Origin of the sequence: Marinobacter sp. AL4B, from assembly GCF_019916045.1 — a bacterium.
In the GTDB taxonomy this organism is placed as follows: Bacteria; Pseudomonadota; Gammaproteobacteria; order Pseudomonadales; family Oleiphilaceae; genus Marinobacter.
The window spans coordinates 1-13,670 of sequence record NZ_JAILWZ010000011.1; the positions used below are offsets into that span (position 1 = coordinate 1).

Genomic DNA, 13,670 nt, shown 5'->3' on the forward strand with positions numbered 1-13,670 from the left:
GATCAAACCGTTTTGTCTGACGACCATAGCGGCTTGGAACCACCTGATCCCATCCCGAACTCAGAAGTGAAACAAGCCTGCGCCGATGGTAGTGTGGCACTTGCCCATGTGAGAGTAGGTCATCGTCAGACTCTTAATACCGAAAACCCCAGCTTCGTACGAGGCTGGGGTTTTTTCATTTCTGGATGCCCATTCTGTTACTCACTGGTCAGTTCAATGACGTCACCAACGACGCGACGCATAAGGCCTAACTCCTTCAGTCCTTCGACTTCTTCAATTGCCCAAATCCCGTAGCGCAAAGCATGTCATCGAGCTCTGGCAGAGGGCGCCCAATGTAATACCCTTGCGCGTAGGCAACCCCGAGTTCTTGCAGTTTATCGAGGGTCTCCGCATCTTCTACAAATTCGGCAATCGTTTTCATGCCAAATGCATTCACCATATTGGTTAGGCTTTCAACGAACACCTGATTATCTGGGTTGTTCTGCAGATCAAGAATGTACGAGCCATCCAACTTCACGTAACTCAGTGGTAGTTTCTTCAGATAGCTAAATGACGAGAATCCAACGCCGAAGTCGTCAAGCGCGACCAGTATGCCTGCGTCACTGATTTGTTCGAGGTTATTCAGCACCATCTGAAAGTTTTCTATGTAGGCGGTTTCGGTCAGCTCAATGACAACGAAACGCGGTTCAACTCGATGGCTATTGAGCGTTCCTAAAAGCGTTTTCGGGAACTCTGAAGATTGGAGGGTAGGGGCCGAGATGTTGATTGAAAGAGTGTAGTCAGCGCCATTTTGATGGTCGGTTGCAAGTTTTTCTATGGCGTTATCCAGAACCCATTCATCCACTAGACGGATAAGTCCCATGCGTTCTGCCGCAGGAATGAAATCACTGGGGTATACCGCATTACCGAAGCTATCTTTCAGTCTTAGGAGCACTTCATAATGACTTACTGTGGCTTCCTCAATGGAATAGATTGGTTGGTAGTTAAGTTGAAAAAGATCGGTACGTTTAAGCGCAAGCTTGATTAAGGAGGTAAGGTCGTGGTCGCGTCGCAGGTTGGCTAGATCGTTGTTGTCGGGATCAAAGATCTGCCATTGTCCGTTACCTTTTTTCTTCGCTTGATACATGGCCATGTCGGCATGAACAATCAATTCCTGCTCCGTGTTACCGTGCTCATTAACCAGCGCTGCGCCGATGCTCACGTTGTACTCGATCGTTCGATCTTCCTCGTCCAATATCACCTGTCCGTTCAGGTTTTGAGACAACTTCTCCAAGAAGCCTTCAAGTTGTAGGGTGTCGATATGCGGTAAAATGACGGTGAATTCGTCGCCGGCTAAACGACTGATTGAGTCGCTTGCCCGCACGGTATTACTCAGCGCCTCGGCGATTTGAATCAACACTGTGTCCCCGACAGTATGGCCGTACAGGTCGTTGATTTGCTTAAAGCGATTTACATCGATAAAAATCACCGCACCGCTTCGTTGAGTGTCCAGTAGATGGTGCAAATCGTGCTGGAAGCAGCGTCTGTTTCCGATTCCTGTTAAAGGGTCATTATTCGCAAGCCACTCCAAAGCTTCCTCATCGCGTTTACGTTGGGTAAGGTCAATGCCTATGGCCAAAACGGTATCTCTACCTTTTTCGTCTTCGACGATTGAACACGTCCAATCGAAATAGATGACAACACCTTGGTCATTCATGAATTCGGCATCAAACTGAATGACCTCGCAATCGCCAGCGACCAGGTGCGTCAATTTTCGTTGAAAATCCTCTGTGCCTGAGCTGTTGATGAACCGTTCCGAAAAGTTACGAGCCGGACGTTTGAATTCTTTATCGAACCGGCTGTTGGTGGTCAGAATGTTGCCGGTTGGAGAGAGGGTTGCAATGAACAGGTGCGAACTATCGATGAGACGTTCAAGAAACGCCCTGGAACGGGAGAGTAGGGCAACCTGCCCCTCAAGTGAACGGCTTTTGTCTTCCACTTCAATATGCAGTGCTTCGAGTTCGCGGATGACATAGCGGGTGCTGCTTTCAAGCAAAGATACTTCGTCCCGCAGGCGAATAGGGCGTTTTTCAACTTTCTTTAGGGCAGCTTGGTATTGATGTTTAGGAAGTAAAGTCAGGGCTTCAACGACCGCAGTGAGGCGTTTCAATGGCGTTAACATAATGATCAGGAGGATCAGCTCCGAAATAAATAGTGCCATGAGGCCGATGGCAACCGTCGAAGTCAATGCGTTGATAAGTCCCTGATACTGATCGGTTTCATCACTGATCGTCAGGAGGGTTGGAGAATCTCCATACGCCCAGTATTCCTCCAAATCAAGTTGATGAAATAACAGCATAGAATTTTCGAAATCGAGTGCGTTGCCTTCAGCTACGGAATTTAACGGCGATCTAGCTTGTATCTCGCGAAGTTGGCCAAGAGATGTCTGGAAACTGCTGGCTGCCCATAGTCTGAGATCCCAATTCCGTAACATGCGTTCTTCGGGAGTACCGTTTGATTCAGACGGCAATAGAACAGCGAGGTTATCGCCAGAAATCTGATGAAAACGCAGGATGGTGTCGGCTATGTTCTGCCCCGTCACCATCACTGCTTCTTTGCCATTACCCAGCACAAGGGGCTCTACCGCGAACTGTGAGCATCCGGTATGACAGAACAAAAAGGAATCCGGGTTGTTGGCGTGGTTGGCCCTCATGGCCGTAGCAATGGCTTCATCCAATGCGGATTGATCCTGAAACAACGTTTGATTGTAGGTATGTGCGACGAGGCTTCCATTCGTGCTGTAAAGGCCAATAAAATCGATGCCAGTATTGATGTTGAGTTGAACCCACTCTTTCTTTAGAAAGTTTTTAAGGTGAGACGGATGCCCCCGAAACGTGGTTTTTTGGATTTCAGGTATTTCAGAGATCAGTTGAGACAGCTGTGAAAGTCTCAAGAAATTGTCGTCAAGCAACTGAGTTAATAGTTGCTGTTGCTTCAGGTGGCTTTCTTGAACCTTACTGTCGTAGGTTTTTAACGTTTGGTATATGTGCTGAGTTACCCAAGCCCCGGTGATCAATACAAACACGAGGCTCAGAAAAATAACTGCCTTCCATTTAACACTGAGAAACATGAGCGCGCGTCCTGCGGGTCAGAATTGATAGCTCAATGACAACACGTAATAGTTCCAGTACTTCTCGATTTTCTTGTCCTCAATTCCTTTAAAGCTAGGCAACCAGGCTGTACCCTCATTGAAGCTTGCCTGGCCGGTGACCGACCAATTGTCTGTAAACATCCATCGGCCACCAACGGTCCAACCTTCGCCATAGTTACGGTAAGGGTTGTAGGCGATCTCAGTGTTATTGGTACCTAGGTCGAGCTTCTCATACCGAACCAACCAAGTGGTATTGGGTGTGGGCAGCCATTCTGCCTGTAGATAGTACCCATGGCTCTTGTCACGATTGTCTGCCGGGATGCCTGCAAACTCGCCTTTGAATTCAGCATCGAGATGCAGATATTCCGAGGTTAAAACCCAGTTTTTGAAGTTATATTGGACTGAGAAAATTGCGTACAACGCTTTAATCGTCGCTCCAGTAACGTAGCGGTGTGGATTGATTAATACATCGCCAGGCGGAGCTGTCGCTAACGCCATATGCGCTTCGGCGACCGACATAGTGTTTTCATATTCAATTTCGGTATCGACCACGCTGATGCCCAAGCGAAAATCATTCAGGGCGCCGGGAACCATGTTGACGTTGAGCACATAAAGCGGAGCGTCTTTCGCTTTGCCTTTACGAACGGGATAACCGAAGGCGAAGTATGCGAAGTCATCACTATCTACGCCTTTACGGCCTGCCGTAAGCTCCCAGGTGAACTGATTGTTGCCCAGCACGGTGGCTCCGTAAAGGTTGAGGCCGTCTGTGGATAGCAATGAGTCGCGGAATGCGTCGAAATAGATGGATTCAGGCACGTTGTACCCGGGCCGGGCAGGCGGGATATCACGAATCGAGTTGTAAAAACCGATTGTGTTTTTGACGCGACCAGCCCTTACGCCAAAGGACGTAGAATGGTCGCTGAAGACAAGATAGTCCGCGAGTAAAAAGTCGACACGAACATCTCCATCGTCTGATTCATCTCTTTGTCGGCTCAGAATTTGGCCTGCCAGTCGAAAGTCAGGAGTGAGTTCCGAGTAGCCATTCAATCCGATTTCTCGAAATTTGACGGAGCCATTATCTGCGTCGTTTCCCGCGTAGGGATTGTCTGGGCTATAGACCGCAGCCTGACTTATAAAACCGTGAATTTGGGTAGAGTCGTTAAGCTCGATGGCATTAGCCTGCGGGCCAAAAAGCACAGTGAGCAGAAGCAGCTCTTTACGTTGAATTCTCATTGTTGCTTTTCTCCCAGTACTTCTGAGTCCTTGACCGGGTATGCTGTCGACACATAACCGATTGCACCTGGCGTAGTTAAAAGTTTTGAATACATTTCAGTTTCAGATTGAACCAATGCTGGGGGTTTTCCTGTCCCTGTGAACAGCATTCGGTTCCAGATGCGGTCAAGTTGATGGGCTTGAGTGTTCAAGTAGTTGACGACAAAATCACGGTGCAATGGGTTGGAACTTGGAAGTACAAACACCTGAATGGGCGTTCCATTCGGCCACTTCCGCACTTGCATGGCGAATATCTGGTTCAGGTAGGTTGTGTCTAGCTTTTCGACTTCAATGTCGTTGTGTATGAGTAACTTTGTTTCGCCATAGGCGTTCATGCTTGCGAACACGCCGACACATACGACGAATACACAAGCGCAGAGTAACCTTGACCGTTTAAATACTGTTGGCATTATGAATGTATCGTTTCTAAGGTTGTTTTTATCTTTGTAATGCTTTTCGTACGGCTGCGGGTGTAATCGGAATTTCTCGAATCCGTACACCAACCGCCGATTGGATTGCACTGGCGATTGCAGGGCCTGTTACGGTTGTTGCCGGCTCACCCAATCCGACAGGAACTTCAGTACTTTCGATAAACTCAAGCTCCATCTCGGGTACATCTCTGATGCGCATCGGCGTGTAGGTGTCCAGGTTTCTATCAACGGGCTCACCTTTCTCATACCGGGTTCCTTCATGGAGCGCCATGCTTACACCCCATAATGCCGCCCCTTCAACTTGTGCTCGGGCACCATCGGGGTGAACGACCGTGCCTGCATCGGTTACCAGTGTCAGCTTCTCAAGTTTTACGTGGCCCGTATCGCGGTTCACGTGGACTCTGGCTACGCAGGCCGTCCATGTAGGCATGTTTCGCTCTTGGCCGTAAGACGTGGCTACGCCGAGTCCGGTATTTTCGGGGAGCTCTTGCCCCCAGCCAGAGAGTTCACGCGCGCGCCTCAAAACGTTGGCTTGGCGAGATGCCCCGCCAACCGAATTGGGTGCTTCACCGGCATTTTTGCCCTCGGATTTAAGCAGTTCCAGTCGGAATTCGATAGGGTCTTTATTGGCATGACGAGCCGCCTCGTCCATAAATGATTCAAGAGCGAAGTTAATCCAACCAGACCCGACAGACCTTAACCAACCGGGTCGAAAAGTTGCATTGGCAAGGTCGTTTGAAATGGCGCGGACGCGGTGTGGCCCCACGGTATACCAATGCGCGGCCCCTTGAATCGAGAACGGATCATACGGTTCATCGTTTGCCCCTTTGGGCATAAAGAACGGCGCCATCACTTCGGTTGGCCAACCTGCAGTGGCATGGTGTTCCATGCCTACTGGAATACCATTTTGGTCGAATGCCATTCGCATACGCTGAAACGAGGCGGAGCGGGGCGAGTCAAAGCGAACATCATCCTCGCGAGTAAACACCAGCTTTACAGGTTTCCCGAGTTTTTGAGAGGCTAGTGCCGCAGGTATCGAGTAATCACCGTTCAGGCGGCGACCAAAGCCACCGCCCAGCATATAAGTACGCATGACGACCTTATCTTCTTTTACGCCTAATGCCTTTGCGAGTACCGGAATGATCAGGGATTGCCATTGGTTGCCGGTATGAATCTCCCAAACACCATCTTTTTCGTAAGCCAGCGCGTTCACCGGTTCCATTTGGACGTGGAGTACCGTATGAGTGATGTAGTCCTGCTCAAAGATATCCGCTGCGTCGTTGAAGGCTTCGTCTACGCCATCGTCGGGGAACATGATGGAGCCCTTGCCCGGAGACTCGATCAGGTTAACACCGTGGTCGATAATGTCTTGTTCGCTGACATCAGCAGTATCACCTGCGGTCCAATCGACCTTTACTTTTTCTGCGGCTTTATTAGCAGCATAAAACGAATCGGCAATAACCACGGCCCAGCCGGGAACAGTATCTGTTGGATCATCCAACATGATGGTTTGTTGATAGCCTTTTATAGCTTTGGCGTCGCTGTCATCAATGTTGTTGATGATCGCGCCATAACGGGTGGGCGGAATAAGCGGTCGGCCATAAACCATGCCGTCTACTTTTGCGTCCAAACCATAGCGGCTGGCACCGTCGGTTTTATCGGGTATATCCAAAGCCCGCGAGTCACGGCCAATCAGGCGACGCTGGGTTGCCGGCTTGATGGGCATCTGCTTGAGGTCATCTGCGGTGTAGGTTCGGCTAAGATCACCGCGGCTAACGATGTCGCCGTAACTGATGGATTCATCGCCGGCTACAACATGGCTGTTGCGTGCTTCGCACTGATCTGGGCTCACGCCAAGCAAACGTGCACCTTCTTCGATGAGGGCCTTGCGCCCGGCAGCGCCGGCCTGACTCAGAGGCGTGAAGTTTTCCCAGACCGACCAGCTGCCACCGGTGACCATCAAGCCCCATTTTGGATCACTGTCCACATGATTGAGTTCGACCATGGACCAGTCAGCTTCCAGTTCATCAGCAACGATGCGGGCCAGAGCAGTACCGACATGCTGGCCCATTTCGGCTTCGGCGATGTTCACCACAATCCGACCGTTTGGCTCAATGTGATACCAGATGGTGGGCTCGAAGGTGCCTGCTTCAACCACGTCTTCGGGTTGCGCAAAACTCAGGCCAGAACGAAAAAATGCTAACGTAAAGCCGGCTCCTGCTGCACCGATCAGAAAACCACGACGGCTAACCTGTAAACGTTCTTCCGAAGCCTGGAGGGTGGCTGTTTCGATGCCGTCGGGCTGATGGAGATAACGGTAGAACTTACTCATTGGCTGCCGCTCCTGTTTCCTGCGCTGTCGGGCTGCTAGCTTCTTTTATTTCTGCTGCTGCCAGTTTGATCGCTTTGCGGATACGCACGTAAGCCATGCATCGGCACAAATTTCCGCCCATTGCTTGGTTAATCTGTTCGTCGGTTGGCTCAGGGAAATCCTGAAGCATGGCGGCCGCCTGCATGATTTGGCCGCTTTGGCAGTAACCGCATTGGGGGGTCTGTGTTTCAATCCATGCTTTTTGAAGGGGGTGGTTGCCTTCAGGGTGCAGGCCTTCAATGGTGGTGATCGAAGCGCCAGATACTGCCTTCACGGGGGTTATGCAGGACCGAATAGCGCGGCCATTGACTAGCACGGTACAAGCGCCGCACATGCCAATGCCGCACCCATATTTAGTGCCGGTCAGATCAAGGTCATCCCGTAGGGCCCAGAGCAGGGGGGTATCGTTTTCAATATCAACAGTAACGGGCTGACCGTTGAGTTCGAATTCTGTAGCCATTCTACTTGCTCCGTTTCATCGTCACTTTGCCTCGGTCTATGGACGCTGGTCGCGAACCTGTTGCTCCAAATTTGTCCATGCAGGCTGGTCAGTGTGGGTGGAGCGGAGGTATGCCAGCAGGCTCGCGATTTGACGATCGTCCAGAGCATGAGCGAAACCTGGCATCATCGCCTCGGGTAAACCTTCTTTCAGCGATACCCCATTCAGCGTTACACGGATGAGGTTAATTGGGGTGGGCGCACTGATGGCGCTATTCAACGCCATGTCGGGGCGGAGCGTGTTGGTGGAATCCGGCTCGTTGTAATGGCAGGCAGCACAAGCGTAGGTAAACAAACGCTCGCCTTCGCCCATCATGGTTGAGGGGCTTTGGTTGTTATGTGCGGAGTGAATAGCGCTAACCGAGTTTGCGCTGGCTTGTTGATCACCGGAAGCTTGAGCCAGATCGCTCAGCCAAACGGATAGAGCTCGGAGATCGCTATCTGGCGCTTGCTTTAGCCCGTCATGAACGACATCGGCCATTGAGCCGACAGCCACACCGTGGAAAGGGGAGCCGCCGTTGCGAAGGTATTTATAGGCTTCAGTTTCGGTCCAGCCTGCAGGCGTGCGGTTGCTGGTGTTTAAAGCGGGCGCGTACCAATTATTGATGATAGCGCCTTCCCACGCTTTGCTCGTGTCTTCAGCACCTAAAACATTACGAGGCGTATGGCAGGCACTGCAATGGCCAGCGCCTTCCGCAATATAAGCGCCGCGGTTCCACTCCTCGCTTTTGCTGGTCTCGGTTTCGTACCGGCCTTCGTCAAAAAACAACAATTTCCAGCCTGCTAACAACAAGCGAATGTTAAAAGGGAATTCCAGCGTGTTCTCAGGCGGTTCCGCCTGAATCGCTGACTGGGACATGATGTAGGCGTATAAGTCAGAGGTGTCGTCATCCGACAGTTTGGTGAAATGGGTGTAAGGAAAAGCAGGAAACAGATGTGAACCTGATTGCGTTATACCTTCGCGCATGGCTCTGGCAAACGCTTCTTCTGACCATTGGCCAATTCCGGTTTTAGGATCCGGCGTAATATTGGTGGAATAAAGGGTGCCGAACGGAGTCGGCATTGCGCGCCCGCCCGCTAGAGGTTTGTTGGGGGCGGTCGTGTGGCAGGTTTCGCAGTTTCCTAATCCTGCTAGCACTTCACCGCGATTGATTTGCTCTTCGCTGAACCCGCCAGGATTGGGAGTACTAATCGGATCTATGGAAGGTTCCCAGGCAATTAACAGGAAAATAGCTAGGGCCAACACGCTAAGCGCGACTACACCTCCAACGATTTTTTTAAACACAGATGTTCTCCTGTCTGGCCCTGATGACACGACATGGCACGTACTAGGGCGATGAGTGGCGACGGGATCTGAACAACAAGTGTAGTTTAAAATGAAGAGGTTGCAGGGCTTTGGCGATATTAATCTACGTTTCCTTTAACGATAACTCCATGTTCCGGATCAAACTGCATTTGTTTTAGGCGGTCGACAAACCATTTCAAGCCTTTCCCGGTTTTACGGCGGGGCCAGGCTACCGAAACCTCAGAAGGTGGGCGAGGTGCGTCCAGGGCCAAAACCTCTAGTTGGCCACCGGCCAGTTCCTGAAGAATGCGATGGTGCGGCAAATAGCCAACGCCAAGCCCCTTGCACTGTGCATCAATCTTATGATCAATCGTCGGTACGATGATCCGACTTCGACCGTCGAGCAAGCCGGATGAGCGCGCTGGAAAATGCCGCGAGCTGTCGGCAACAATGACGGTAGGGTAGTCTCGAATAGCGCTGGCCGGGATCGGCTGGGGCAGTTCAGTCAAAGGGTGGCCTGCTGATACAGCGAAATCAAAACCTACATAACCTAACGAATGTATCGCAAAACCTGTCGTTGGGGGCGCGCCCGGAGCACCAATGACAAGGTCGCATCGATCGCCGCTTAGGGCATCCCAGCTTCCACCTAGGACTTCTTCGGTCAGTATGATCTCGGTTTTAGGCTGAATATGTTGAAATTCTTCGATGAGCTTGTAGAACGGAGCGCAATCAAGCACGCTGTCGATAGCAATTCGCAGCTCTACTTCCCAGCCGTCAGCAGCTCTTCTGGCCATGGCTGTCAATTCATCGGTTGCCTTAAGAATCTGCCGGCCCTGCTCCAAAACCAGTCGCCCGACCGGGGTTAGTTCGGCTTTACGCCGGCTACGATCGAAGAGCGGGACGCCAAGATCTTCCTCCAGTTTGTTGACCGTGTATGAGATGGCAGAGGGTACACGGAAGAGTTCCTCTGCAGCCGCCGCGAAACTGTGTCTACGTTCGATTGCGTCTAAGGTGAGTAGCGCATCAAGTGTAATTGGGGAAATCATAGTTCAGTTTTCCTGATCCTAAATTTAAAACTTTTCCGCTGCGTTCTACATTCTTGTGAAACTATAGTGCTTCCATCGTACAACGCAATTGAAGTGAGAGAGGGAGCAAAACGTAGGACTGCTTGTAGAGGGAAAGTAGCTTGATCAGTGATATGACACTGAATCTACTAACGGGCGCCTTGCCCAAAGTGAATCGCAGTTTGTAACTGGATAACAGCGGATGGCAATGCTCGGCCAACCGGTGGGTCCGACGTTTGATTTCGATAAGCCGCGTAATAGGGCCAGGCTAGACTGCCGCGCTGTTTCAGTGCTGAAGTCTTTACAGGCGAATGTTAACGCCTAGCGTAACGGTTTCACGGTCGTATTGGTAACGATCGATATTGCTTTCGTTACTGAGGCGGCCAAGCTTTGTGGTAATGGCGAAGGTTTGGTCAACCTGATATCGAGCATTGAGATGGTAGGACAGCCGTTGGTCTGATCTCTTTGTGGTTTTTTCGTTCTTCAATCTGTGCGCAAGCGTGTAATCGCTTTGTCGGAAACTCGCATCGGTTCCAAGCGTAAAGGCCCGAGTTATTGCATAGGAAAGCTTAAAACCTACGGTGTGCATCATAGGGGACACGCTGAAAAACTCATCCCCGATGTCTCGATTTTTCCGGTCGTTTAAGTCAAACCGATACTGCGCTTCACCCGACCAGTTGCCGTATCGGGCTCTATAGCGGGTGTCCAGCCGATAATGCTGCCCTTCGTATGCCTCAAATCGCTCCTTGTCGGCGAAGATTTGTTCGGCCTCAAGTTTAATTTGGCACCGTGCACTTAGGGATGTTGTAGCGCAGGCTGGGGTAACCCATCCCGCGACCAGTCGAGCTCTTTGTTCCCGCGATGAATCGGCTAACCAAAGTTGGTCTCCTTCAAGGCCGAAGCTGATTCTGTTACGACCTCGATCATGATGCCATGCGGTACCAAGTCGAAGCAGTTGAGTGTTGAAGTCGTCTTCTTCGAAATAATCGCGAGTATAGAACTGAGCCTTCCACTTGATCGCATTCTTGCCCTTTTGATAGGCATAACCTGAAGCGGCACCGATTGACTCGAGAAAGCCGTCCTCGAGCGTGCTGGCGGCCGTGTCCGGAAACAAACCTAAATTGTCTTCATAACCCGTGGCTAACGATAAAAATGCCTGCCATTGCTTGGGCAATAGGGGCGTGCTGCCGAGTTTTTGAAGCTGAGCGTAGGCGAGTTTAGCGAGTTTGGGTTGACCGCTATTGCTGGCCACTACCTTGAAGTGATCTCTGGCCGTTGTCGCGTCGTCTTCAGCCAGCGCAACTAACCCCAAATTGTAATGGGCCAAAGACGACTGCTTCGTGCCCAAAATCTTTGAAAACGCTTGTCGCGATCGAGCGTATTCAGCCAGTCTGTAGTAGACCACGCCAAGGTTGTAGCTTAGAGAGAGTGACTCAATACCTTTACTCTGGGCGGATTCGAGCAATTGTTTCGCTAGCGTTAAATCACCTTGTTGAAAGGCCTGCACACCATAACGAAAATCTCGAGTGCCATCAGTATGGTTGCTTGCTGAAGCGACGAAGCACATGCTCAAGCCGAGAATGAAAAACAGAGATGTGGTGAGGCGAGACGACAAAAGCAGATCCCTTAATACTGGCAAGGTGCTGGCGCATTAAGGGATAGCTTATCGTATTAGCGGTGAGGAAGAGAAGGTACTTGTGGATCGCAGGTATTTTGCGCGATCGACCTTTGGGTAATCAGGGCGTTGTTGTTTGTGGCAACTCTACCGTCGTATCAATGGGTAATTCTAAACCGGGATCCGGAAGATTGTCCGTAGGCAACTCCGGCTCCCCCAATTCAAGTTCAGGCAAATCAGAAGGCTGCTCTTGAGGTAGTTCTAATTCAAGAGCATCTCGGGTTTCCCGCGCCTCGGATGCAAGAGACTCCTGCATTTCTCGTGCTTCGTTTTTGAGGTCGTCGATATTGGGTGTTTCGAAGGATTCTCTAAGCGTCAGCTCGTTAACCGAATCCGGGAGTTCCATTTCCTGGACAAAGGAATCATCTAATGATTCGTCGTCCATCACCATACGCATAGTGACATCCAGATCAGGTTCGGCACTAGCCGCCCCAGAGCCAAGCGCCAAGCCCAATGCAAAGGCCGCGTAGATTAGTGGGTTTAGCTTAGTCATCATGTTGACGGCTCCTTTGTCTTGCCGATGTCCGCACGGAATGTCTTCCTTTTGTTGCCATCATCGAGATGCGCAACCAGTGTACCTGCACCGGGGAAAAGTACATTCAGCGGAAGCGCTAATAAGTTGTCGCCGGGCTTTAAATCAACCTTCCAGCTCACACGGTGCCGGCCGGGGAAGGGGGCCAGCTCCATATTCGGAGGCAGCTCCAGAGTCAGGGTGACATTTTCAACGGATTCGTGAGAATTGAACGCAAGTTTTACGGTCTGCTGTTTCGGCGCGGTGCCGGGTACTGTTACGGATTGAACTGATTCATGTGCAATAACAGGCTGGTTTTCCGAACTGGGTGAGGTCAGTTGGCCTCCAATAAAAACACCAACCACGAGGGCGGCAGCGATAGCGCCACTCCAAGCTGGGATGTGCCAGTTTCGGTAGCCTGTTTTCGAATTCCCACCGGTCGCCGCGGCAAGCACTCGCTCTTCAAAATCCAAGGTAGGCTCTGGGATTGTAATACCCTGCAGGCCTTGCTGAATCTCAAGGGCAGCACGAAGCGCCCGTGCACATTGAGGGCAGGCATCTGCATGCTGCTTCATGTCGGCCGTAAGGTCGCACTCAGCTTCAGTATCGATGTTGGTAATAAATGTTTCGCAGTTCATTTCGTCCACCTTACTGAAGCTCACGTTCTTCACCTTCAAAAGGTTCCAGTTCTGCTTGTAAAAATTTCCGGAGGGTTGCCCGAGTGCGATGCAATCGAGATTTAACAGTGCCCACAGCGACTTCCAGAACTTCGGCAATATCATCTTGCCGCCAATCGTCCACATCGTGAAGGAGTATAAGTGTCCGTTGGTCTGGTGTCAGTTGGTTCAGTGCACGGGTCAACGCGACGTTGTTTGAAGCCTGAGCCAGGCCCGTAATGGGATCGGCCACATCGCTTGGCAAGGTATCCAGGTACGGCGTGGCGGATTCGGTGTCGTCCATCACGCTGGCGTTAATTTCTCTGCCGGCTGGGCGTTTGCGAATTGAATCAACAAATTGACGGTATAGCACTCGATTTAGCCAAGGGCGCAACTGATCAATAGCTTCGAGTTCGTCGAGTTTTGGATACAGCTTTACCACCACATCTTGAACCAAGTCTTCCGCGTCGTGCTGTCTACCCGTCAAGCGATACGCGAAGGCAAACATAGCTTTGAGATGCGGTTGGACAAGACGCTCGAAACGCTTTGATTTGGACTGGCGAAATGGAAACAGAGCCAACCGGGTACCTCGGTGCTGCGCCGTTGAGAAATGAACATGGCGGTGGTTATTTTAATTCTGGCTCTATAGTACCAGCCAAAGAGCTTTCAGGGTATCCGGAAGAAAAAAATAATTTCATGTTTTTTTGTATAAGTAATCAAGGGGTTAATTGAACTTTCGTGTGGCTCCGATGCTAAAAACTTGAGAAATCGGGAACC

Annotated in this window: 11 protein-coding genes and 1 rRNA gene; 1 reads left to right on the plus strand and 11 read right to left on the minus strand. The window is 50.9% G+C overall.

Annotated elements, in window-relative coordinates; all coding sequences use genetic code 11:
• Window positions 1–15: 15 nt before the first annotated feature.
• Window positions 16–131 (plus strand): 5S ribosomal RNA (gene rrf / locus K5L82_RS04210).
• Between the two features lie 125 nt (window positions 132–256).
• On the opposite strand, the gene K5L82_RS04215 is transcribed toward rrf, so the two are convergent.
• The 11 genes from K5L82_RS04215 to K5L82_RS04265 form a co-directional block, all read right to left on the minus strand.
• Window positions 257–3,109, minus strand: coding sequence for an EAL domain-containing protein (locus tag K5L82_RS04215; RefSeq protein WP_223133294.1), 2,853 nt, complete (start codon window positions 3,107–3,109; stop codon window positions 257–259).
• A gap of 18 nt (window positions 3,110–3,127) precedes the next feature.
• Entirely contained in the window at window positions 3,128–4,363 is a 1,236-nt protein-coding gene (locus K5L82_RS04220) for an OprO/OprP family phosphate-selective porin (protein WP_223133295.1), read from the minus strand.
• Window positions 4,360–4,737: a substrate-binding domain-containing protein gene (locus tag K5L82_RS04225; RefSeq protein WP_223133296.1), complete on the minus strand. Its 378-nt coding sequence runs from the start codon at window positions 4,735–4,737 to the stop codon at window positions 4,360–4,362. The genes K5L82_RS04220 and K5L82_RS04225 overlap by 4 nt, the downstream gene beginning before the upstream one ends.
• Window positions 4,738–4,840: 103 nt before the next feature.
• Window positions 4,841–7,165 carry a xanthine dehydrogenase family protein molybdopterin-binding subunit gene (locus K5L82_RS04230; RefSeq protein WP_223133297.1) on the minus strand — a complete coding sequence of 775 codons (2,325 nt, stop codon included), beginning with the start codon at window positions 7,163–7,165 and terminating at the stop codon, window positions 4,841–4,843.
• The gene (locus K5L82_RS04235; RefSeq protein ID WP_223133298.1) at window positions 7,158–7,664 is read right to left on the minus strand and encodes a (2Fe-2S)-binding protein; all 507 of its coding nucleotides are present in this window, start codon (window positions 7,662–7,664) and stop codon (window positions 7,158–7,160) included. The genes K5L82_RS04230 and K5L82_RS04235 overlap by 8 nt, the downstream gene beginning before the upstream one ends.
• A 36-nt stretch (window positions 7,665–7,700) precedes the next feature.
• On the minus strand, window positions 7,701–8,987 hold the full coding sequence (locus K5L82_RS04240; RefSeq protein ID WP_223133299.1) for a c-type cytochrome: 1,287 nt from the start codon (window positions 8,985–8,987) through the stop codon (window positions 7,701–7,703).
• Between the two features lie 119 nt (window positions 8,988–9,106).
• Window positions 9,107–10,033 (minus strand): LysR family transcriptional regulator, encoded by a 927-nt coding sequence (locus K5L82_RS04245; RefSeq protein ID WP_223133300.1) that lies wholly within the window; start codon window positions 10,031–10,033, stop codon window positions 9,107–9,109.
• Window positions 10,034–10,352: 319 nt separating this feature from the next.
• The gene (locus K5L82_RS04250; protein ID WP_223133301.1) at window positions 10,353–11,666 is read right to left on the minus strand and encodes an outer membrane beta-barrel protein; all 1,314 of its coding nucleotides are present in this window, start codon (window positions 11,664–11,666) and stop codon (window positions 10,353–10,355) included.
• Between the two features lie 121 nt (window positions 11,667–11,787).
• On the minus strand, window positions 11,788–12,222 hold the full coding sequence (locus K5L82_RS04255) for a hypothetical protein (RefSeq protein ID WP_223133302.1): 435 nt from the start codon (window positions 12,220–12,222) through the stop codon (window positions 11,788–11,790).
• A complete protein-coding gene (locus K5L82_RS04260; protein WP_133005451.1) occupies window positions 12,219–12,899 on the minus strand; it encodes an anti-sigma factor family protein in 681 nt (226 codons plus the stop codon). The genes K5L82_RS04255 and K5L82_RS04260 overlap by 4 nt, the downstream gene beginning before the upstream one ends.
• A complete protein-coding gene (locus tag K5L82_RS04265) occupies window positions 12,886–13,473 on the minus strand; it encodes an RNA polymerase sigma factor (RefSeq protein ID WP_133005452.1) in 588 nt (195 codons plus the stop codon). The genes K5L82_RS04260 and K5L82_RS04265 overlap by 14 nt, the downstream gene beginning before the upstream one ends.
• Window positions 13,474–13,670 lie beyond the last annotated feature (197 nt).